This window comes from Paraglaciecola sp. (assembly GCF_039964565.1).
In the GTDB taxonomy this organism is placed as follows: domain Bacteria; phylum Pseudomonadota; class Gammaproteobacteria; order Enterobacterales; family Alteromonadaceae; genus Paraglaciecola.
In genome coordinates, this window is record NZ_JBDVXF010000025.1 from 1 (window position 1) to 23,512 (window position 23,512).

The following is a 23,512-nucleotide window of genomic DNA, read 5'->3' on the forward strand; positions in this document are numbered from 1 at the left end:
TACCACCTGATCCCATTCCGAACTCAGAAGTGAAACACATTAGCGGCGATGGTAGTTTGGGGTTTCCCCATGCGAGAGTAGCACATTGCCAGACTCCCATTCTAAGAAAGGGCTAACCGAAAGGTTGGCCCTTTTTTTATGGAAAAATTAAATTGAATATGCAGTACCTATCGACTGTGACGCAGGTAAACTCGTTGGAAGGCCAACCTGCACGAAGTGGATTCCCGGACTTCAAGCTTAGCTCGTATTACTTTCGAGCAGTCAAATACACATCCCTGATGATATGCACCCAATCTTGGCATCTCGATAAATGCTCCTGCTTTATTCTACCTTCCTACATCCATGTAGGTCGCATGCCAAGCTGTTAAACCGCTGGAGCAGTGCTCCAGAAAGCCTCGGTTTAACCCTCCTGCGAGAGTAGCACGGGGACGCCTGTTAAGGTGCCCGCACATTGCTGGTTGGCCAGCCCCGCAGACTCCCTTTCGTTTATGTTCGAAATTTGAACTATTCTCTTTTTAAACTAAAAAGTCTTTCTTTTTTTGTGTGTATTATCAATCTAATTAGCTTGCCGTAAACTTTGTCTTAATCTTTTATTGGTTTATTAAGAAAGGCGGAAATTACAATGTCTCATCAAATTATCAAAGAACTTAGCACTCGTTATACAGTCAAGAAGTATGACCCGAGTAAACGTATTTCAGCTGAAGATATAGATGTAATTAAGGAAGCGCTACGTCTATCTCCATCTTCAGTTAATTCACAACCTTGGAAGTTTATACTAGTTGAAAGTGATGAAGGGAAGCAGCGTCTTCACGATACCTTTGCTAACAAACACCAGTTTAATCAATTACATGCAAAAGAAGCTTCACACTCGTTGTTACTGGCTTATGATCCTAAGTTTACTAAAGAGAAATTCTCGAAAAGAGTGGATGTGGAAGTCAGTTCGGGACACTTGCCTGCTGAGATGTATGACTCCTTTATGGGGGCCTATGCTTTTGCTGAAATGAATACAGATGAAAGCGGTAACAATAGTAGCTGGACGAAAGCGCAGGTTTATTTAGCGTTAGGAAACCTTTTACATACTTTGGCTCGACTAGGTATTGCGTCTACTCCTATGGAAGGAGTTGACCCTGAGTTAATTGGAGATATATTTAAAGATGAACTTGATGGCCACGTTTGTGAAGTAGCACTAGCCATGGGTTACCAAAATGAAAAAGAAGATTGGAATTTTGGTTTACCTAAAGCTCGCTTACCTGTTACTGATATTCTTGAGGTAGTCTAAGGGATTATAAGCTGTGTAATTATCATTGCTAGTTAATGATATTGAATCAAATAGCCGGGTTTTTACTCGGCTATTTACTATTTTACGTAACCTTAGTGAAAGTTTCTGGAACGGTTGGCTAATCCATCAACTAAGTGACTGATGTCTTCCAATTTACCAGCAATAATATGCGTTACGCCCCCGTCTCCACGTTCTAAAATGCCACTTACTTTCAATATATTGGCTTTTAGATAAGCTTGTTTTTGTGCTCTAGCGGTTGCTAACCAAACGACCACATTAACATTACCAGAGTCATCTTCTAGGGTAAGAAACGTCACACCTTTAGAGGTGCCAGGCCTTTGTCTACAAGTCACAACACCAATTACTGTGACGGCACTACTATGCTTTTTATTGTTTAATTGTGTGGCTTGGGTGTACTTAGGTAATAAGTTAGCTTCCTTTAGTAAGGTGATAGGGTGCGAGTACAAACTAATACTAGTGGCGTTGTAATCTTCTATTAATGTTTGAGATTTACTAGGGCTAGGGAGGTTAGTAATGGGATCGCTTAATTGATTTTGGAATAAGTCTAAACTATCTTGATTGTCCATCAGTTGCCAACGACTCTCAAATCTATTGCCACTAATGGTATGAAAAGCGTTTGCACTGGCTAATGCTTCTAAAAATTGTCGACTGAATTTTAGTTTTTTTACTTGGTTAATGTGTTTAAAGCCTGACATCGGACGTTTTTCAATTAACTCCATAGTTTCTTGTCTATTTATTCCTTTTACTAAACGGATCCCTAGTCTAATGGCCCAGCTTCGATTTTTATATTGTAATAGATGGTCATAACTTGAATGATTAATACAAACAGGAAGAATATCTACATGATGTCTTTGTGCATCTTGAATCAGTTGATTGGCTGAGTAAAAACCCATTGGTAAACTATTTAATAAGCCCACATAAAACGCGGCTGGATAATAATACTTCAACCAAGATGAAACATAAGCTAATACGGCAAAGGATGCAGAGTGAGATTCTGGAAAGCCATATTCTCCAAATCCGCATATTTGTTTATATATACGTTCTGCATAATCAAGGGTGTAACCCCGCTGTGACATTCCAGTTATTAGTTTGTCTTTAAAACTTGTCAACTCTCCTGTTTTCTTCCAACTACCCATAGCGCGTCGCAATTTGTCAGCTTCTCCGCCTGAAAAACCAGCAGCTACCATCGCTATTTTAATCACTTGCTCCTGGAAAATTGGGACACCAGAGGTGCGATCTAATACCTTTTTTAGTTCTGGAGACTGATGTTCAATTAGTTTTGGATTGGCGCGATGCTTTAAAAAGGGGTGTACCATTCCGCCTTGAATAGGACCAGGTCGTACAATCGCAATTTGGATCACTAAATCATAAAAGGTAGCGGGTTTTAGTCTGGGTAGCATACTCATTTGTGCCCGAGACTCGATTTGGAAAACACCTACAGTATCTGCTTGTTGGATCATACTATAAACTTGTTTGTCGTCACCTAGAGCGGTGATCTGGGCAATGCTAAAGTGATGCTGATAATGTTTTTCTATTAAGGCAAAAGATTTACGTATTGCGGTAAGCATGCCCAAGGCTAGTACATCAACTTTTAAAAGCCCTAAACTTTCGAGATCGTCTTTATCCCATTGAATCACGCTTCTATCTTGCATGGCTGCATTTTCGATTGGGACCAAATGATAGAGCGGCCCCTGTGATATAACAAAGCCCCCTACATGTTGTGACAAATGACGGGGAAAACCCTTTATTTCATTCACTAGACTGACAAATTGCTTACCTTGTAATGACGATGGATCTAAACCAAGTTCGGCAATTTGGGTTTGCCAACCTAATTGCATATCTCGGTGATTGATATTCTTTATGAAGAAATCTAGTTGGCTTTCGTTTATGGCAAATGCCCGACCTATTTCTCGGATAGCGCTCTTACTGCGGTAGGTTGTGACGGTGGCTGCTATGGCAGTGCGTTCTCGGCCATACTTTTGATAGATGTACTGAATAATTTCTTCACGCCTTTCGTGCTCAAAATCTACGTCAATATCCGGTTCTTCTTGGCGCTCTTTGGAAATAAACCGTTCAAACAATACTGATATTTGCCTAGGATCGACAGCCGTGATTTGTAGGCAATAACAAACTATCGAGTTGGCTGCTGAGCCTCTTCCTTGATACAAAATTTTTTGTTGTTGTGCGAATTGCACCACATCGTAAATAGTAAGGAAGAAATACTCGTATTTTAACTCTTTGATTAGTCTTAATTCTTTGATAATTATTCGTTTGATTGCGAAGGTTAATCTGCCGCCAGTGGCAAAGCGTAAACCTAAGCCTTTGATCACAAGCTCACGAAGGTATTCAGAGGCGGTTTTATTATCTGGTACTAGTTCGCTAGGATATTCATAGCGTAAACTTGCCAAACTAAAAGTACACAAATTGGCAATTGTTAGGGTTTCTTCAAGCCAGGCGGATTGATACAAAGTCGATAGTTTATTGATAGGGCGTAAATAACGTTCACTATTGGGCAACAATTGACGACCTAATTCTGAGATGGGTTTACCCTTACGAATTGCAGTGAGAGCATGTTGCAGTGGTAAACGTTGTTGCTGGTGCATCAATATTCCACCACAGGCGCAGATAGTGAGTTGGTGTTTGCCGCTAAGTTGTTGTATATGCGTTAGATAACGATGTTCGTTAGCTTGTAAATGCCGTTGATAGCCTAGCCACACTTTGCGTTTATAATGTTTTTTAAGCCATGCTCCCCAATGGTCATCTATTTCTTGAGTGCCTTTAGGTAACCAAATAGCTAAACAATGTTTGATGCCAAGTAAATCCCATTGATTCAGCTGGTACTCTCCTTTAGGTGCGCGTTTGCGAGCATTAGTAATGGTTCTGCATAGTTCTGCATAAGCCAGTCTGTCAGGACACAGTAAAACTAACTCTAAATCTTCCCCAAATCGAAACAGACTACCAATGATCAGTTTGATGTTTAGGTCATGTTCTTTTATAGCGGTATAAGCTCTTGCGATCCCTGCCACTGAGCATTCATCGGTAATAGCAATGGCGTGATAACTTAAAAAATCAGCTTGCTTAACTAATTCTTGTGGGTGGGATGCGCCATATAAAAAGCTAAAATTACTTTGGCAAAATAACTCTGCATATTGATGTGTTTTTGCCATTAGCTGAATACGCCATGTAAATACCAATCACCTTGTGGGGTTTTAAATACCCAGTACCACTGACCCAATTGGTTGCGAGCCATAAAATAGTCGCGGATGATTGGTTTAGGGTCCCACCAACCTGTTTCTATACGTTCTGGTCCATAAGCAATAGAGACTTTTTCATGTAAACGTTGCGGCGAGGGTAATAAAAAGCTTGGGCGTAATGGATAGAGTTGAAAAGTCTGTATAGGCTTAGCTGGTCGAATGGAGCTTTGAATTACTTGCTCAGGTCGATAATCATTCGTTAGTGTTGGGGTAAATACAGCCTCCTCTCCCAGTTTTGCTTGGAGAAGGGATATCAATTGTAAACGTGACAGCTTCCCTTGCTTCCCCGCAAATAAATCATTTTTTTCTGGCGTTCTAATATAGGTATTTTTTGCTATTAAGCGGATCGCAAAAACTGGTGCACTGAGTACGATGTTTTCTAATTTTAGAGATATTAATACCGCCCAAGATTGCGCCAAATACTCGCCTTGCTGAGAGTGAATGTTTAGCTCAATGGATTTTTCATCTCTCTGACTAAGAATGAAGACTAAAGTCTGGGTTAGTAAGTCTCGTGTTTTTAAAAATTCTTCTAAACCTTGTAAAAGTTGCTTGAGTGGCGCCTGTAATACTTGTACGTTTTCTATGTCATATAACAATTCAATAAAACGATCGAAAGACTTTTTAGGATGAAAAAATTGCACTGGGTGGGGAATTTGAGCGGTGAGTTTTCCAATATAAGTTGCCACTTCCATGTCAAAGCGCTTGGCAATATCCGCTAGAGGGACTTTGAGTAGATCTTGTATGGTATATATGCCCACTCGTTGTAACTTTTCTACTGCTTTAGGCGTCAGGTCGGTGTCCTGTAAAGCGCTACCTGCGATTGTTTTTTGGATTTCATTCGGGTTGTCGGTTATCTGATCCCAAGCCGTGTTTGCTAATAATTTAGCCCCGAGGGGGGAGTGCCCTGTAGCATAATGAAACACTACCTCTTGTTGTGATAGTTGATGCTGCACAACTTGCCAATAAGCATGTAAATTGCCATATAGTGTGAGCATATTATGTACTCTTAGCAACAAACTATTATCGTTAAAAAAGCAGATGTCGCTGGTGACTAAATATAAGCTTTGAGCAATATCACTTAACCTGTTTTGAGTGATTTCTCGTTGGTATGGTATGACTTGCAAGTCCCCATTTAACATCGCGGCAGTGCCTAATCCCATACTTAAACGTATACCAGATTGGTAAGCTGCGTGGTTGAGTTGACAGACTTGATTGGTTCGCTCATCTAAGATCACATAAGCTTGGGTATGGATATTAGACTCAGGATTTTGTTGTAACAGCGCGTCTAATTGTAAATTAGGAAAATGCAGATATAGCCAAAGGTGTTGCATCATATCGCTGTTAAAAGTTAGACGTTAAAAGTGCTTTATCCCGCGCGGGATGCACGAGAGGGAAATGTCAGCACGTTAGAATCTTCAGACTGACTCAGTTCAGGCCAATAAGCTCCCATGTAGATGTTAAACGAAGCGTTAGACCAACTGCCTTTACGTTTAGTGATTTGTGCTTTTATCCCCACTTTAGAAGGGCTGAGTCGTATTCCTAAAGTGACGGGCAAGGAGATATGTTGTTGTTGAGGTTGACGTACAATAAAAAGTAAACACTGCCCTTTTTCTGAGGCGACTTGCAGGCGCTTGACTTGTGTCACAGACAATGAAGCATGCCACAAAATCACGCTATGACAGCAGCCACTTTTAAGGCTTTGCTCAGTGCTCCACAACACCTGTTTATTTAAAAGAGGTTGCACCACCATTACTTGATCAAGTGCAAAACCAAACTCAGCTAACATTTCACTATTAATCGACAGTGGTGGTGCGATAAAAGTGACTAGTTCTGTTGGCTTTTGTTGTTGCCTTGTAAGAATACTAGGTAGCAATAAGCGCAGCTCACCAATGCCAATTTGGCTGCGAATATCGATGACGCCATACTCAGGAAACCCTCCTTGTAATGCATTGTCTAATTCCTTGAATCCAGTGTGCTGGCCATGACCAGTTGGTTGAGTATGACTCGCCTGCCAGAGCAAATTTTTATGTTTTAAATAAGAAATCGTAGGGTGCATAAGATCATAAATATACTGTATTTATGTACAGTATATTTATGATCTTCAAAGATGCAAGTTTTAGTGATAAATCAGCTATCGATAGGTTTTATTCAACTAGCCTCAATTGACTGGGAGTGAGGCCTGTCCAGCGTTTGACAGAGCGCCGAAAATTGGGGATGTCGTTAAACTGCATAAGATGAGCGCTTTGTTCATTACTAAACTGTTGAATTTGTAATAGGTAAGTGGCCTGCTGTTTACCTAGTTCATCCTGCAATTGTTTAAAATGTGTATTGTGTAACTTTAACTTACGTTTAAAGGTGGCAGGGCTTATTGAAAATTGTGTGGCAATGTTATTTAAGCTGGCTTGCCTGTGTTTGGTGATTGCATGACGTACGGCTTGTAAAAATCCTTGTTTAGGGAGATTTTGTAGACGGGCTTGTTTGATCGCATAACTCCGCAACCCGTCACTTCTTTGAAGGCAAGGTGTTGTCAGCCACTTTTTTTCAAAGCTAATACTGAACATGGGTTGTGAGAACGATAACCTATATCCAATGTTTTCTTGGTATTCTTGGATGTATTTGGGTTGTTGAAAAGGGAAACTAAAATACATAGGAATGCGGTGCCCGAAGAGTAACTTAGTTGCAGAAATCAAAGCGCTACAATAAATTTCGGATAAAAATTGTACCTGGGTATGACAACCCAAAGCTGGGTTAATCAGCAAATATTGTCGTTGTTTAGTTTGATAACTTGAGGCGTCGAAGAAAGGGCAGATTTGCATACGTAATATATTGAGAATTTTTAGAGCTTGAGCAAAGTCACGACTATGTAATAAGGCATTAGATACTGCACCGTAATTACTAGGGAATAAACGCCGACCAATTTGGAACGCGCAATCATAGCCAGGTGTTTGGGTTCTGACATTGCTGAGCAATTGTAATAATTGACCTAGGCTGATTTTTTTGTCGGACTTAAGGTCTTCACTGAAAATTCGTGTGCCACGTAGAAGTTTGTGTTTGTTGACACCTCGAGACACGGAATAATCCACTAAACTCGCAGCTAACTGATGCGCTGGTATGTATTTATCTTCTAAGCACAGAAATGTAGTCGCAGAAGTTTTCATAATGCAGCTTCACTTGGATAAAGTAATTGTTTAGATGCATCTAAGCTTTGATTGACTCGGTTAATAATATTGTCGGTTGTGTCGCCCGGCCTCACTGAGTCAATTGCGAAGGTTAAATTGTGATATATCGCCTGTGGATGTTGATGCGGTTTGTAAGCTAAGTGGAAAATGGCTTGACGAACTTGTTCTGCTAATTCCAAGGCCAAGGTCTTCCCTGTATTGGGTAACAATAGAACAAAGCGGTCGCCAGCATAACGACAGGCTAAGTCGGACGAGCGTAAGTTCATAACAATTAATTCGGATATCTGGCGAAGTAATCTATCTCCTTCTGCATGGCCAAACTGACGATTAAATTGATCAAAGTTGTCAATGTCTAACATGACTACAGAGAAGTCAGAGTGAGGAGGCGCTGCGAGCTTGTTGTGAATTTGACCTCGCATATAATCGGCGCCATATAGCTTAGTAATAAAGTCAATCTGATCATGCTGGCGTAAACCATGTTCGCGGTTACGTAATTGTTGATTGAGCACCAATTGCTCTTGATGCCATTGATATAGTGCATAACTCATAATCAGCATGCCAATCGCCGCGGGAATTGATTCAAACATGCTTAAACCTTTAGCCACCTCTTGGTAAGCCATAAATTCGTCAAAGAAATCGAGCGAAGCTGAAAAAAGAAAGCAGCATAATCCTATTACCAAGGCTGAAGTCACTCTGCCTGGGGGGCGGCTAATGAGTATAAAAAACACCCAAACGATAGAAAGTAATCCCAAGCTACCTTCCCCCAGCACATCCAACCAAGATATATCAGAAAGGTTTTTCAACTGTCCTAAACCAAGACTTAAACTACTAGACACTGCTAAAGAGCCACACAGCACCGAAAAAAGTGTTGGGTGACGAGCTAACAAAGATAAGTTCATCGGTAGTCCTCTTACTGAAAATAGTATGACGTTATAAGAAAAAACATAGCGGGGTCATTTTGGCTCAGCTAAATGACAGATAGATGAAGGTCTTTAGCTCTTTCCTTCAATAAAACCATCCAAATCCATATTTCATAGGGGCTCAGTAGGAGGTCAAATTGGCTCATGCAACTGCAAAAAGGGTATTAAAGCGGTAGTGATTAAGCCTAATTTAGCCATTTATGAGAGGTGTCGTCATAAATATGTCATGCCAATTCACTAGCGTATTTGCCCGAGCAAGATTACAGACTCGCTACACGATTACTAAAAAGATGACAGCAACGAGAACCTACTACTATGAAAATGATTAAATCTACTTTAGCCATAGCTTGTTTAACCGCATTAGTCGGTACATCTGCACTAGGGCAAGAGGTTGGTGCATTACAGGGCGTACTAATGGACAAAAGCCAAACCAGCTATTTTGCTGGGGCTGATATTCAAATTAAAGAGCTAGGGGCAACTGCGGTATCTCGTCGTGATGGGTCGTTCCGATTTACTAATTTACCTGAAGGTCACTATACCTTAGTGGTTCAGTACTTAGGGGCTCCAACAGTTGAGCTACCTATTGAAATTAGCGCGGGGCAAACTTTGCAACAAGCTGTGGTATTGGCTGCTGCCAATACATCACTGGAAAGCATCATTGTATACGGGCAACGAGCAGGTAAAGCGAGTGCGCTTAACCAACAAAGAATGTCTGACAGTATTAAATCTATAGTGTCGGCTGACGCTATTGGTCAATTTGCAGACCAAAATGCTGCTGAAGCTTTACAACGTTTACCGGGCTTGTCTATTGAAAGAGATCAAGGTGAAGGGCGTTTTGTGGGTATTCGAGGCATCGATCCTAATTTGAATAATGTCACCATTAACGGGGTTAATGTGCCTTCTCCTGAAGGTGGGGTACGCTCAGTTGCACTTGATGTTATTCCATCAGAATTGATCCAAAGTTTAGAGGTATCAAAATCAGTTACCTCTGATATGGACGGTGATGCTATAGGTGGTTCAATTGAGGTGAAAAGTCTTAGCGCTTTTGATAAAAACGCTACCTCTGCAAGTCTAAATGTACAACTCAGTCAAAACCAACTACGTGATGAAACGAGCCCTAAGGTATCTGGTAGCTTAACCACTATGTTAACTGACACAGTGGGGATCGCTGCGGCACTATCCTACTTTGACCGCAGTTTCGGCTCAGACAACGTCGAATCAAATGGTGATGATGAAGTAGAACAGCGTTATTACTCAATTGAACGTGAACGTATAGGTGGTGCTGTAAATATAGATTTTCGTCCAGACATGAATAATCAGTATTATGTACGTACTTTATACAGCAGTTTTGCTGATAACGAATTTAGACTATCTAATACCTTTGTGTTTGACGGTGAAGATTCTGAAATTGAGCGTGGCAGCAAAGACCGTGAAGAAACGCAGAGTATTTTTTCTATAACGGCAGGTGGCGAGCACCAACTTGACGATTGGCTAGTAGAATATCAAGCGGGCTACTCCAAAGCTGATGAAGATGAGCCAGACGCCTTGTATTACACCTTAGTGGGTGAAGGCATGGAAATCGATTCAGATATGGCGGGGCCAATTCCAGTTGTTGCCCAAGTTGCCTCTGTGATGGACTTAAGTCACTACGAATTAGATGAAGTGAGTTTTGAAAAAAACTATGCAGAAGACACCGAGGCTATGGTCAAAGCTGATTTTACTCGATACTTTGATTGGCAGTCGAATCAGCTTGAGTTTAAGTTTGGGGGGAAATATCGTAGCCGAGAAAAATCTGCAAATGCCGACATCTTAATCTTCGACGGTGACTTTGACGACATTGACCCTAGTATCTTTGCCTCATCTACCCCTGATTGGGGGTTGGGTGATTTTGGTCCGGGATTAGATCGGACTTTTATGCGTGAATATTATGGCCAGCAAAACAGCAACTTCGAAATCGCGGAACTTGATTCAGAAGTCGAATCAAACGGTGCCTCTTACGTAAACCAAGAAGACATCTTAGCCCTTTATCTAATGGGCAAAATAGAGTTGCAAAATTTACGTATAGTGGCAGGTTTGCGCTACGAAGATACTGACTTTAGTACTTCGGGTATGCGAGTGGAGCTTATCGAAAATGAAGCAACTGACATAGAAGAAGTGGTCAATACACTATGGGAACGCGATAAAAATTATTCGCATCTATTACCTAGTGTCAACCTACGCTATGAATTTAACGACAAATTCATAGGCCGTGCAGCATTTACCCAAACCATTTCGCGTCCCAAATTTGAAGACTCAGCGGCATTTCAAATCATTGAATCTAAAACAGAAGAGGACGACGGCGAATTTGTCACTGAGCGCGAAGCAGAAGTCGGTAATCCTGAACTGGATCCCTATGAAGCCGATAACTTTGACTTATCTTTAGAATACTATCCTGGTGATATTGGGATCTTATCAGCAGGGTACTTTTATAAAAGTATCGATAACTTCGTTATCATTACTGATGTTGCAGGAACAGAAGATTGGGAAGGGTTTGATGAAGTTATGCAGCCGATTAATGGCGAATCCGCTAGTGTTAGAGGTCTTGAAATATCTTGGGTAAAAGGTTTCGAGAACGGCTTATTGCTGAGTGCGAATGGCACCTTTTCTAGTTCAGAAGCCATAACTATGTTAGATGGCGAGCGTTATGAAACGTCTTTGCCAAACCAGTCCGACCGTATCGGAAACTTGACCGTAGGATACGAAAGTGAAGATTTTAGCGTCAGATTAACTATGACTTACAAAAGTGAAAACCTCGAAGAAATAGACGGTGATCTACTCAGAATGGAAGATAAACATCAACAAATGGATTTTATGGGGAAATACTTTATTAACCCTAATATGCATGTGTATTTTAATGCAATTAATCTAACGGATGAGCCTTTTTATAACTACTTCGATCGACCAAGTGTTAACGCTCAATATGAAGAGTATGGTCGTACTTTTGAGCTCGGTTTTAACTGGAAATTGTAATTCAGCGTTCGTCAACAATTGGTAGCAACAAACACGCGCCTAACGGGCGCGTGAGTCTATTTATTGATACTAGCCCCTCAACCCAGGGTACAAAAATGTAGCAAAATATACTGAATCCCAAAAGCACGACGGAGTAAAACAACTCGCTTGGATCGAGCAGAAACTAGAGCCATCTAACGCAAAATGGAAAATTATTGTGGGTCATCACCCTTTGTATTCAAGTGGTAAACGTTACGGAAAAACCGCAGATATACGCGGTGTACTTGAACCCATCTTCGAAAAAAACAACGTGGATGCCTATTTCGCTGGTCACGAGCATGACTTGCAATACAACCAACCTAAAGGCACCACAGTTCAGCACTTTGTTTCAGGAGCAGGTTCAGAATTAAGAAAAGTAGCACAACGACCATTTACGCGTTTTGCCGAGGCCACTGCAGGTGTTGCATCTGTTTCAGTGAGCTCAAATGCGTTATTAGTGCAGTTTATTTCTGGCGCAAATGAAGTGTTGTATCAATATAGTATTCATAAGGATTAAGCATGAAATCAATATCAAACATCGTTTTTTGTTGTGTGCTTTGGGCATTGTTAAGTTCTTGCCAAGCACCCAATCACTCAGCTCAAAATCCCGTTTCTCTATCTTTAAAAGCATTAGAAAAAAATAGCAATATTGCGGGAAAAGTCGCCAAGCCTATTCGCCATCAACAAACAGAGTATTGGTTGCTTACCAGTGAAACCTCAGGTGTGTTGTTAACTGACCAACAAGGTAACCTACTTAGTAACATTGCCGGTCACATTGAACTGCTCGATTGGCGTGACAATATCAAAATTGGCAATCAAACTTTTGGGCTAATTGCCGCTTTAGATAGCAATCTAGGGCAAGTCGTGATCATCCAATTAGATTGGCAAAATTTACAATTGTCAGAACTAACCCGATTCAAAGACTTTAGTTCACAAATAGAAAGCCTATGTTGGTACCAAATGCCACAAGGACACCTGTCTTTGTTTACCACCGATGCCTTAGGGCAGGTAGAACAACGAATTGTGATAGACGAATCGCAACGGGCGTTAACAGATGTGATCGTACATGCTTTTATTGGCGCACCGCAAACCAAGTCTTGTGCGGTCAATGATCACACTCAATCACTCTACATAGTAGAGGAAAATATCGGTGTTTGGCGCTATTTCGCCGATCACGAGTCCGAACTTTCCCGAGAGTTAGTCATCGCCACTCAACCTCATGGACCCATTGATAGTGAAGTGACTCACATCGAAGTCTTAGCATCAGGAGACTTGTTAGTTAGCACACCAGAGCAGCAAGGTGTTTGGCTAGTTGAGCCTGAAAACAACGACCAAGCCAGTTTTGTACATTTTCAAGGCATTCATATGCCAGAAACTGTCACGGCTAGGTTAGATGATGAGCAGCTTAAATTAGGTATATTTGATGATAAAACAGCAAGGTATTTCACATCACAGCTGCATTATTCTAAAAAACCGCAATCAACTATTCTGCCATTAATGCCTGCAGTGCAAGCGTACGCACAAAGTACACCTATGGCAGCATACGGAGACGCAGCCGATGACCCCGCAATTTGGATTAACTTTGATGACAGCGCTCAAAGCCGAGTCTTGGGTACCAATAAAAAACAAGGCCTAATGCAATACGACTTACAGGGTAACTTATTGCAAGAACTGAATGTGGGGCGGGTGAATAACGTGGATATCCGTTATGGCATGACTTTGGGAGGTAAGCGTTTTGACATCGCTACCGCTAGCAACCGCAGCACAAAGTCTATTAGTGTGTTTTCAATAGAGCCGAATACAGGTTACATGACTCATATCTCCGATATCAAAACGGATATCGACGACGTTTATGGATTGTGCATGTATACCAATGGAAACCAGTATTACGTATTTATCAATGGTACGGACGGGCATTTTCAGCAGTATTTGTTGCAACAAGATGCGGCAAAAATTTCAGGTGAATTAGTCAGAGAGTTCTATGCTCCTAGTCAACCCGAGGGCTGTGTGGTAGACGATCAAAATCAACAACTCTACTATGGCGAAGAAGCCGTTGGGGTGTGGCAAGTTTCTGCAGAACCTATAGAAGAAGCAAGTAGACTCATAATTCAAACCAATGAAACTTTCGTGGCTGATGTCGAAGGTTTGGGAATATATCGCTACAAAGAACAACGTTTTTTGTTTGCTTCGAGTCAAGGCAACGATAGTTATGGGGTGTTTGCTTTAGATATAAATAATCAATATCTTGGCAGTTTTAAGATAGAGATGAACTTGAGCTTAGGATTAGATGGAGCATCAGAAACCGATGGATTAGCTATCACTGCATACCCTTTGGGTGAGAGTCTTCCTGCTGGGCTTTTAGTGGTACAAGATGGACGAAACCGCTTACCTTTGGCTCCGCAAAACTTCAAGCTGGTGGATGGTAGAGATATACAGCTGCTATTACAAAACTGGCTGACTAATGAATAACTGGCATACCTTAAAGAGTCACTACAAAGAATGATTACATCAACAACTTGAAACCGCAGCGTCATTTTTACCTAGCCTGAGAAACTCTTGGGCCAAGTGTTGTGTTTGTCTATCCAATTAATGGTAAATAATATTCACTTGGCCTGATTGCTGCAAATACCTTGTTTTATCCCATTGCTTCTGCGCATAACTTTGTTTTTCATAAGGTTATGTGAGCTTACTTTTCAGTATTACAGAGGCCTTCTATGTAGGTAATTAACAAGGAGTTTCATTTTGTACAAGAAATACATCTTTGCTCTAGTGTTAGGTGTTAGTTTAATTCCGTATCAGCCAGCAACCAAGGCACAGCAACCATTAGTAGCGGACAGTAAACCAGAGCGCAAAGATAGATTGACCGAGCCTTTTGACAGAAAATGGCTTGAATCTAAAGCGATGGAACTAGCCACTAAAGAGTATCAAGTAAAACAAATTCCAGCTGACAATCCACTTAGTCAAATGAGCTATGATGACTACAAAAAGATACAGCTTGAAAGAGGAGCCACTATTTGGTCGAAAGAGAATAGAAATTTTCGAGTTAATCCTTTGCATCCCGGCTTTTTGTTCAAAATTCCAGTAAAGCTAAATTTAGTCGTAAACGGTGTTGCTAGACGAGTTTTCTATACTTCAAAGATCTTTAATTATGATTCCGAGCAACAGGACCTTAAAAATACCGAAGCGCAAGGTTATTCGGGCTTTAGCGTCACTCACCCTATTAATACACAAGATAAGTGGGATGAGTTTTTGGTGTTTCAGGGAGGTTCTTACTTTAGAGCCGTTGGTCAGACTAATTGGTACGGGTTGTCTGCAAGAGGTTTAGCAATAAATACTGCTAAACCTTCGGGAGAAGAGTTTCCAGTATTTACCGAGTTTTGGCTCGAGCGACCGAACAAAAACAATGACAAATTAATCATTCACGCGTTGATGGAAAGTGAATCGCTAACTGGGGCGTTTACATTCACAGTAAAACCACAGCAAAATACAGAAATACTGGTTAACAGTACGCTGTATCCAAGAAGAGACATTGAGTCATTTGGTGTAGCACCCTTAACTTCAATGTTTTTATTTAATGGCATGAACCGTTCTCGTTTTGATGATTTTCGGCCCGCCGTTCATGATTCAGATGGTTTGTTAATGATAAAGGCCAATAACGAGAAAATTTGGCGACCATTAGCTAATCCTAAAAGATTACAGGTCTCAGCCTTTGAGGATGATGCGATTAAAGGTTTCGGATTAATGCAACGTTCCAGAAATTTCAATGATTTCAAAGATATGGAAGCCCATTATCATAAACGTCCGTCAGCTTGGATTACACCCATGAATGACTGGGGGGCGGGGCATGTTGAGTTAGTAGAAATTCCAACTAAAGCAGAAATTCATGACAATATTGTAGCTTTTTGGCAACCAAATCAATTACTAAAAGCCGGCCAACCGCGAGAGTTTAGCTATAAAATATCTTGGGGAAATGATGCACCTGTAAAAAATATCCAAGGCAAAATTGTCGCTACAGCCGCAGGGAAATCTTTGGGTTCAGAAACCGTTCGCGAATTTGTAATTGAATACGCTGGGCAGGCTATTCCATCTGACTTAAGTATTAATGCGATTAGTAGCTCTGGACAAATTGTCGGTGTCACGAGTCAGATCATCCCCGAAACTAACCACCTTCGTGTGGTCGCAAAATTTGAACCGGGAGCAGAAGACGTATCGGAACTGCGAGTATCACTATCTAAAGAAGACAAACAGTGGGGGGAGACATGGCTATACCGATGGACCAAATAGCTTATGAAAGCTTGGGAGTGCCCTCTGAGTCACCTCTTCACATGCCGGCTCAAGATTTTTCTAAAAAGCCCAATGTAAAACATACTAAACAGGGCTGGACCCAGCTTTTTGCCAGAATCATCACGTTTGGTGGAGCGCTAGCCTTAACCACTTATGCCACCTATCAAATGGTACTCATTGTGTCTCAAGGAACGGTGACGAACATGCAGTGGATTATGGTTGGATTGTTTTGCCTGACTTTTGTGTGGATTGCCCTGGCAGCTAGCGCATCATTTGCCGGGTTTATATTGGCAGGGAAAAGGCTAAATTCTACATTGAATGATATCAGTGATAAAAAAACAGTGTTACTTATGCCCGTATATAATGAAGAGCCTAGTGAAACCTGCGCCGCTCTCTACAGTATGGGCAAAGACTTGATAGCCAATAACCTTGCTCAGCAGTTCGAAATTTTCATTATTTCAGATTCTAACGATCCAGATGTTTGGGTTAAGGAAACGGCTGCAGTTAGACAACTCAAAGAAGCCTTGTCTGGTGAGATTAACGTGTGGTACCGGCGCAGACATAACAACAAGGCCAAAAAAGCAGGGAACGTGCACGAATTTGTAAGTCGCTGGGGCGCACGATATGACTACATGATAGTGCTTGATGCCGACAGTCTACTGTCGGCTAATACTTTGAAAGTGCTTATGCAAGAAATGGCAAGTGATGACAATGCGGGCATTATCCAAACCTTACCTTCTTTATATCGAGGTGATACGTTATTCGCTCGACTGCAACAATTCGCTGGAACTGTATATGGCCCCATAGTCGCCCATGGCATCACCGCATGGCAAGGTAATGATGGCAATTATTGGGGGCACAATGCCATCATTAGAGTCAAAGCTTTTGCTGAATCGGCAGGGTTACCCACTTTAGGTGGGGTCAAACCATTTAAAGGGGATATTTTATCCCATGATTTTGTTGAAGCCGCACTTATGAGGAGAGCGGGTTGGGCAGTGCGGATGTTACCTGCTTTGAAGGGGTCGTGGGAAGAGAGCCCTCCTAGTTTATCCGATGTTGCGACTCGCGATAGGCGCTGGGCGCAAGGAAACATTCAACATCTTGCAGTGCTTAAAGCAAAAGGTTTGCGTTGGCCTAATAGGTTTCATATGTTGACTGGTGTGATGGGGTATATGGCATCGCCCATTTGGTTTGCTTTAATACTTATTGGAATAGTAATGGCCATTCAGATCCACTATGTCAATATCGAATATTTTTCGGATCAACCATCGTTATTCCCTCAATGGCCAGTATTCGATTCTGAACGCATGGTGGCATTGTTCTTATTTACCATGGGAGTATTACTTTTACCCAAGGCGTTAGGCTTAATTCGGGCATTTTTCCAAAATACATTGAGAAAACCATTAGGTGTTATTCGATTGATTTTGGGAGTCTTAGTCGAAATTTTCTTTTCTGTGCTGTATGCACCTATTTTTATGTTGATCCATAGTCAGCATATCTTCGATATATTTCGTGGTCGCGATTCAGGGTGGAATACACAGCAACGACTGCATAGTGGAACGCCTTGGTTGCAATTGTGTAAGCAGCATTTTTGGCATACTGCGATTGGAATTGCCATGACGGTACTACTTTACCACTACTCTCCCACTTTATTGGTTTGGCTGTCTCCTACATTAATTGGACTGACCCTCGCTATTCCATTATCTGCAATGAGTGGCAGCAAAAGTATCGCAAAAGTTTTGCGTTTCCTTGGTATTTTGAATATCCCTGAAGAGGTCATTAGCCTAAATATCATTACTCAGCGCGATAAATTTGCTGCGCAACTTAGAGACTATCTACAAGATGTGAGTATTGAGTCTCTGATTGAAAAGCATAGTTACCAACATAATCACTTTAGTTTGTTATGTAATCCGCCTAAGCCAACCCGAGGAGAGCCCAATACAGACAGTATCATTGCAAAATATAAAATTAATGATGCTACCCATCCTCATGAAGCCTTAAGTTGGATGACTAAATTGGAGAAATTAGCGTTACTAAGTGATAGCACTTTGTTTAATAAGCTAATTAAAGTTCCTGGTTAGCATGGTTTCAGTGGGATGGTTATCTTACTTGCAAGTGAATGTTTTAAACTATATGGTTTTGCAGGGATTCATGAGGAAAGATAATGCAATATTGGTTGTTTAAAACTGAACCCGATGCTTTTAGTATCGATGATTTAGCCAAGATGCCTAATCAAACCGAGCATTGGGATGGTATTCGCAACTATCAAGCGCGCAACTTTTTGCGAGATCAAATTAAGCTTGGTGATCAGGTTTTTATCTACCACTCTAGTTGCAAGGAAGTGGGGATTGTTGGTTTGGCTGAGGTAGTGAAGGAAGGTTATCCTGATCACACTCAGTTTAATCCAGAAACTAAATACTTCGATCCTAAGTCCACGCAAGATAATCCACGTTGGTACATGGTAGATATTAAGTTCAAACAAAAGTTTGAGACATTATTGCCACTTAAAACTATCAAACAGATGGCCAATATAAGTGAAATTGGCCTAGTTAAAAAAGGTGGGCGTTTGTCAGTGATGCCGGTTACTGAGCACGAATTTGAGATTTTGCTCAAGGAAACTTCATAAAGTAACTTAGTTTGAAGACAGATTTTCAATAGAACTAGGTTCAAAAATTTTGACACCTCTGATTGAACCTAGCGTTATTGGATACTTATAGTGTTTGACTAATTGAGCATTAGTTAGGGGTGTTTTTCGGCGTATAAATAGGTGTGGGGAAAGCGGTGACCTTATCCGAAAGCGTAGTGATTTTTGACGTGCCCTGTTTTTTTACTTCATCTATTCGCAATACACTATGCATGGGCAAGTAGGTGCGCGTGACATCAGCAAATTCATCCTTAAGCTTTTCGTGGCTAGGGTCTAATACCAAACTAGTATGGGTATCCCAAACAAAGTCACCAATTTCAATAAATCCAAACATACTTCCTTGGCATACTTCACGAACATAAAGTTCGTAGCGCTCGCCGTTAGCGATAAATTGGATGCGAAACAAATGTTTTTCACTGGTCATATTTACTACTCAATATATTAAGCTATTTTGCCCTTTTCTAAATAGGGTTATCAATAGAATGATTCAACTCCCTATCAATGGAGGTAACCTAAACAATAGCAAGGTTAATAACAGCAAGTATCAGAAATATTTATTGAATGACGTTTTTTAAAGGGTAAATGTTAGTACGCATTAAAAGCTTTTACTGACAAAGTCTTTAATTAGCAAGGAAACCTCTAAATTAACGGGTTACCGCAAGGGGGCCTAATAAAGCTTGCGTGGCCAGTTGTAATTCATCGGTATCACCGGCCAAAATGGCGTTAACGGCGAAACCTTGAACATAACTGGTAAGCTGCAGCGCGGTTGATTCTATATTAATATGGGTATGTACTTGGCCTAAACTTTGGGCTTTTTCCAAACACCCTATAAAGTCTATCTGTAATCTATCAAGATAGTGGCGGCCAATTTCTTGTACTTTTTGGTCATCAAAACCCAACTCAGTAATACAGTTGATTAGCAAACATCCTTTACCCTTGATGTGTTCTACGTACTCTGTAAAAAATGCATTAATAGAGTCGAGTCCTTGGTTAGATTCTAAATGTTTGACTAGCTTGTTTAGATGAACAGTTTGATAGTGTTTTAATACCATGTAGAGAAAAGTTTGCTTACTGCCAAATTCGATATAAAAGCCTCTTCTATTGAATTCTGTTCTAGCAATAATTTCATCCATAATGGCACCGTGATAGCCATGTTCTAGAAATACATCAATCGCTTGGCTTAACACGTCATCAACGTTGTATTGGGCTTTTCGTGGCATCGCAGTTTAACTGGTAATTGGCAGAATAGTTGTTCTTCACAGAGTAGCCCAGTTAAATTATCTGTCAAGGTTGTAGTTGGCCTACATCTCGCTTAATCTGGCCAGCGAAATAATTACAATAACGAAAATAATTTTTAGGGAGACCATAATGAAATTACGTCTTGGCTTCGGAGCCATTTTGACTGCCGCACTTTTAGTTGGGTGTCAGTCTGAAGGGGAAAAGCAAACAAATGAAGTGTCTGCTGACGCTTCACGGATTAAATCTCATCTTAGGTTTTTGTCTGATGACTTATTAGAAGGTAGAGATACAGGCGCACGAGGGCATGAAATTGCTTCTCTTTATATTGCCGCTGAGTTTGAAAAATACGGATTAAAACCAGCTGGGGACAATGGCACTTATATGCAAAGGGTGAATTTTGTTCAAGCGAATATTGAGCAAACATCCATTAAGTTGTCGCTAAACGGTTCTCAAGGTGAAGTGTCGTTAAATTACCCTAAACAATTTCTTACAGCTCCTAATCCTCAGGAAGAATTAACACGGATGGCTGGCAAGTTAGTGTTTGTTGGTTACGGTATTATTGCCCCTGAGTTGCAGCATAACGATTATCAAGATATGGATGTGAAGGGCAAAGTTGTTGTGGCCTTATCGGGAAAACCTAAGTCTTTCCCTAGTGAAGAAGGGGCACACTTTGGTTCAAGCCGTGAAAAGCTTCGCCACGCATCTGAAAATGGAGCGGTCGGATTTGTTACTATCAGTACACCTACCGCAGAAAAAGTAAGGCCATATCAAAACTTATTGAATTATTTGCATACTCCGTCAGTGCGTTGGTTAGATCAAGCTGGCATACCTTCTGGTGTGTATCCGCAAATTAAAGGTTCAGCATATTTTAGTCAAGAAGCGGCAGAGTTAGTGTTTGCCGATGCTGAACAAAATTTAGAGCAAATCTATTCGATGCTTGAAAAAGACGAGTCGCCTAAAGGTTTTGATATACCACTTGAAATCCAACTTGAGTCTACTAGTACTCATAAGCTTATTTCTAGTCCTAATGTGGCCGCTATTCTAGAAGGCTCAGATCCAAAGCTTAAAAACGAATATGTGGTGTATTCAGCCCATTCAGATCACATTGGTTTTGCTAAAACGGTAAAGAAAGACAAGATTAATAATGGCGCTATGGATAATGCCACCGGCACTTCTGTGTTATTGGAAACTGCGCGATTATTCAGTTTGCTTGAGGCCCGTCCTAAGCGTTCTATTCTGTTTGTTGCCGTGACAGGAGAAGAAAAAGGATTATTGGGTTCAGACTATTATGCTCAAAATCCTACCGTTCCAATGGGGTCTATGGTTGCTAATGTGAATCTTGATATGCCCATATTGATCTACGAATTTGCAGATGTCATCGCATTTGGTGCTGACCACAGTGATATGAAAAACTCAGTGGCAAAAGCCGCTGAAAAAATTGGATTAGAATTAAGTCCGGACCCTATGCCTGACCAAGCTTTGTTTACACGTTCTGACCATTATAGTTTTGTAAAACAGGGCATTCCCGCTGTCTTTTTAGTGCCTGGTTTTAAATCGGCAGACCCTGAAGTTGACGGCGGTAAACAATTTAGTCATTTCCTTAAAACAAATTATCACAAGCCTGGAGATGATTTTAGCCAACCTTTTAACTGGAAAGCTGCGACCAAATTTGCTGAGGTGAATTACCACATAGGCATGACTCTGGCCAACCAAGCTCAACGTTCTAGCTGGAATGAAGGTGACTTTTTCGGTGAGAATTTTTCAAAGTAAAGTTTAACAATCAAAAAAGCGGACTCAGTTGAGTCCGCTTTTTCACGCTAGGATAGGACAAATTGTCATCAAATTAAGCAAAAAATTGTTTATTAATTAATTGCCATTGTTCATTAAAGTTTTCTGTAGGCCGTTTGGTAAACTCACTGCGAATAAACTGATTAATACGTCCATCAGCAAAACAAATTAATATGTTCGCAATAATACCTTCTTCAGCGGGCAAGGTTTTCCCTTCACGTAACTTGCGCTCTCGTAACACTTGCTTTAATTGGGTTTCCAAACGTTCGAATAATTGCGTAATACGTTCTCTTAATCTGTCTTGTTCACCCATTAAAGCATCACCGTTTAAGATACGCGTAATCCCTGGATTTTTTTCGGCAAAACCTAAAATAAGATGCAATATAAGCTGGCAGCGCGTGGCTGTGTCTTTTTCTTCATTTATTATTTTATTGATTCGCGAAAATAAGGTTTCTTCAATAAATTCAATCAATCCTTCAAACATTCGCGCTTTGCTTGGGAAGTGACGATACAAAGCGGCTTCAGATACACCTACATGCGCCGCTAACTTGGCTGTAGTGATCCGTTGTCCTGGACTGGTTTGTAACATGCTAGCCAGTGCTTGAAGAATTTGAGCACGGCGGTTAGGGCGTTTTGTAGCTGGCATTATGGGTTCCTAGGCGATAGTGGCGTTTGTGTCTTCTGTGTATCTTTGGGCTACCAGTTGCATCAACTGCCTAGCGAGTAATTGCTTATCGGCAAGATCCAACTTTTTTTCACCCTTTGACCAAAATACACTTAATGCATTTTGTTCACTGTTAAAACCAATTGAATTATCAGATACATCATTTGCAGCAATCATATTGAGCTTTTTACGCTGTAACTTACCTAAGGCATATTCCCGCAAATTCTGGGTCTCTGCGGCAAATCCTAAAGTAAAAGGTGCGTGTTGCAAATGTGCTACATCACTAAGAATATCAGGATTCTTAACAAAAGTAAGTGTTAACTCACTATCTGACTTTTTAATCTTTTGAGAGGTTTTTTGTTGTACCCGATAGTCAGCTACGGCGGCACATCCAATAAAAATATCGCAATTGTGGGTCGTTTGCATTACGGCATCATGCATCTGCTGTGCGCTAGAGACTGATACTGTTTGAATTTTCGCTGGTGGCGCTAAGTTCACAGGCCCGCTAATTAAGGTCACTGTTGCCCCTAACTCTTGCGCAGCAATTGCCAAGGCATAACCCATCTTTCCAGAACTATGATTAGAGAGATAACGAACTGGATCGATTTCTTCTCGCGTGGGACCTGCGGTTATCGTTATACGTTTGCCCGCTAATACTTGTTCGGTGGGCTCTTGGGTTAATAAATCTACAATGTCGAGAGGCTCAAGCATACGTCCAGGGCCTACGTCGCCACAAGCTTGTTCACCTTGAGCTGGGCCTAATACCTGTATCTTACGTTGCGTCAGTAGCTTTAAATTGGCTTGGGTTGCAGCCGCGAACCACATTTGTTGATTCATGGCAGGTGCAATAACAATCGGAGCATTAGTGGCCAGACATAAAGTAGATAATAAATCATCCGCCAAACCATGAGTGAGTTTAGCCATAAAGTTAGCCGTGGCGGGTGCAACAAGTAATTTATCTGCCCAACGGGCTAGTTCAATATGTCCCATAGCGGCTTCTGCGTCTTTATCTAATAAATCATCAGATACAGGATTACCAGATACCGCTTGCAACGCTAAAGGGCTAACAAACTCTTTTGCTGATTGAGTGAGAACTATGCGCACGTTAGCGCCGTTAGCGACCAGTTTGCGCACTAAATCAGGGGTCTTGTATGCTGCGATACCGCCTGTAATGCCGAGAATTATATTAGTGTTTTCGAGTTGCATTGTTTCT

Annotated in this window: 17 protein-coding genes and 1 rRNA gene; 9 read left to right on the plus strand and 9 right to left on the minus strand. The window is 41.1% G+C overall.

What is annotated here, in order from left to right; all coding sequences use genetic code 11:
• Together rrf and ABJK37_RS09865 are read left to right on the plus strand one after the other, a co-directional pair.
• Positions 1–94 (plus strand): 5S ribosomal RNA (gene rrf, locus ABJK37_RS09860); the annotation flags it as partial.
• 528 nt (positions 95–622) lie between these two features.
• Positions 623–1,279, plus strand: coding sequence for a nitroreductase family protein (locus ABJK37_RS09865; protein ID WP_348352620.1), 657 nt, complete (start codon positions 623–625; stop codon positions 1,277–1,279).
• Between the two features lie 92 nt (positions 1,280–1,371).
• Here ABJK37_RS09865 and ABJK37_RS09870 read toward each other — a convergent pair whose 3' ends face one another.
• The 5 genes from ABJK37_RS09870 to ABJK37_RS09890 form a co-directional block, all read right to left on the minus strand.
• Positions 1,372–4,467 carry an error-prone DNA polymerase gene (locus ABJK37_RS09870; RefSeq protein ID WP_348352623.1) on the minus strand — a complete coding sequence of 1,032 codons (3,096 nt, stop codon included), beginning with the start codon at positions 4,465–4,467 and terminating at the stop codon, positions 1,372–1,374.
• Positions 4,467–5,888, minus strand: a complete 1,422-nt coding sequence (locus tag ABJK37_RS09875) for a DNA polymerase Y family protein (protein WP_348352626.1) — start codon at positions 5,886–5,888, stop codon at positions 4,467–4,469. The genes ABJK37_RS09870 and ABJK37_RS09875 overlap by 1 nt, the downstream gene beginning before the upstream one ends.
• Before the next feature lie 32 nt (positions 5,889–5,920).
• Positions 5,921–6,610, minus strand: coding sequence for a translesion DNA synthesis-associated protein ImuA (imuA, locus tag ABJK37_RS09880; protein WP_348352629.1), 690 nt, complete (start codon positions 6,608–6,610; stop codon positions 5,921–5,923).
• Between the two features lie 88 nt (positions 6,611–6,698).
• Entirely contained in the window at positions 6,699–7,712 is a 1,014-nt protein-coding gene (locus tag ABJK37_RS09885; RefSeq protein ID WP_348352631.1) for an AraC family transcriptional regulator ligand-binding domain-containing protein, read from the minus strand.
• Positions 7,709–8,632 carry a diguanylate cyclase gene (locus tag ABJK37_RS09890; RefSeq protein WP_348352634.1) on the minus strand — a complete coding sequence of 308 codons (924 nt, stop codon included), beginning with the start codon at positions 8,630–8,632 and terminating at the stop codon, positions 7,709–7,711. Before ABJK37_RS09890 ends, ABJK37_RS09885 begins: the two co-directional genes overlap by 4 nt.
• 336 nt (positions 8,633–8,968) lie before the next feature.
• Here ABJK37_RS09890 and ABJK37_RS09895 point away from each other — a divergent pair, with 336 nt between their 5' ends.
• The 6 genes from ABJK37_RS09895 (at position 8,969) to ABJK37_RS09920 (ending at position 18,590) form a co-directional block, all read left to right on the plus strand.
• Positions 8,969–11,662, plus strand: coding sequence for a TonB-dependent receptor (locus ABJK37_RS09895; RefSeq protein WP_348352637.1), 2,694 nt, complete (start codon positions 8,969–8,971; stop codon positions 11,660–11,662).
• A 151-nt stretch (positions 11,663–11,813) separates the two neighbouring features.
• Positions 11,814–12,197 carry a metallophosphoesterase gene (locus ABJK37_RS09900; protein WP_348352891.1) on the plus strand — a complete coding sequence of 128 codons (384 nt, stop codon included), beginning with the start codon at positions 11,814–11,816 and terminating at the stop codon, positions 12,195–12,197.
• 2 nt (positions 12,198–12,199) lie between these two features.
• Positions 12,200–14,149 (plus strand): phytase, encoded by a 1,950-nt coding sequence (locus ABJK37_RS09905; protein WP_348352640.1) that lies wholly within the window; start codon positions 12,200–12,202, stop codon positions 14,147–14,149.
• Between the two features lie 273 nt (positions 14,150–14,422).
• On the plus strand, positions 14,423–15,964 hold the full coding sequence (locus tag ABJK37_RS09910; RefSeq protein ID WP_348352643.1) for a glucan biosynthesis protein G: 1,542 nt from the start codon (positions 14,423–14,425) through the stop codon (positions 15,962–15,964).
• Positions 15,940–18,045, plus strand: coding sequence for a glucans biosynthesis glucosyltransferase MdoH (gene mdoH, locus ABJK37_RS09915; protein ID WP_348352646.1), 2,106 nt, complete (start codon positions 15,940–15,942; stop codon positions 18,043–18,045). Before ABJK37_RS09910 ends, mdoH begins: the two co-directional genes overlap by 25 nt.
• 83 nt (positions 18,046–18,128) lie before the next feature.
• A complete protein-coding gene (locus tag ABJK37_RS09920) occupies positions 18,129–18,590 on the plus strand; it encodes an EVE domain-containing protein (protein ID WP_348352648.1) in 462 nt (153 codons plus the stop codon).
• 109 nt (positions 18,591–18,699) lie between these two features.
• Here ABJK37_RS09920 and ABJK37_RS09925 read toward each other — a convergent pair whose 3' ends face one another.
• Together ABJK37_RS09925 and ABJK37_RS09930 are read right to left on the minus strand one after the other, a co-directional pair.
• On the minus strand, positions 18,700–19,032 hold the full coding sequence (locus ABJK37_RS09925) for a DUF1820 family protein (RefSeq protein ID WP_348352651.1): 333 nt from the start codon (positions 19,030–19,032) through the stop codon (positions 18,700–18,702).
• A 220-nt stretch (positions 19,033–19,252) separates the two neighbouring features.
• A complete protein-coding gene (locus ABJK37_RS09930) occupies positions 19,253–19,828 on the minus strand; it encodes a TetR/AcrR family transcriptional regulator (protein ID WP_348352653.1) in 576 nt (191 codons plus the stop codon).
• Between the two features lie 148 nt (positions 19,829–19,976).
• Between ABJK37_RS09930 and ABJK37_RS09935 the strand changes: the two genes are divergently transcribed.
• A complete protein-coding gene (locus ABJK37_RS09935) occupies positions 19,977–21,617 on the plus strand; it encodes a M28 family metallopeptidase (RefSeq protein ID WP_348352656.1) in 1,641 nt (546 codons plus the stop codon).
• Between the two features lie 73 nt (positions 21,618–21,690).
• Here ABJK37_RS09935 and slmA read toward each other — a convergent pair whose 3' ends face one another.
• Together slmA and coaBC are read right to left on the minus strand one after the other, a co-directional pair.
• A complete protein-coding gene (slmA, locus tag ABJK37_RS09940) occupies positions 21,691–22,281 on the minus strand; it encodes a nucleoid occlusion factor SlmA (RefSeq protein ID WP_348352659.1) in 591 nt (196 codons plus the stop codon).
• Positions 22,282–22,290: 9 nt separating this feature from the next.
• A complete protein-coding gene (gene coaBC / locus ABJK37_RS09945) occupies positions 22,291–23,505 on the minus strand; it encodes a bifunctional phosphopantothenoylcysteine decarboxylase/phosphopantothenate--cysteine ligase CoaBC (protein WP_348352662.1) in 1,215 nt (404 codons plus the stop codon).
• Between the last annotated feature and the right edge of the window lie 7 nt (positions 23,506–23,512).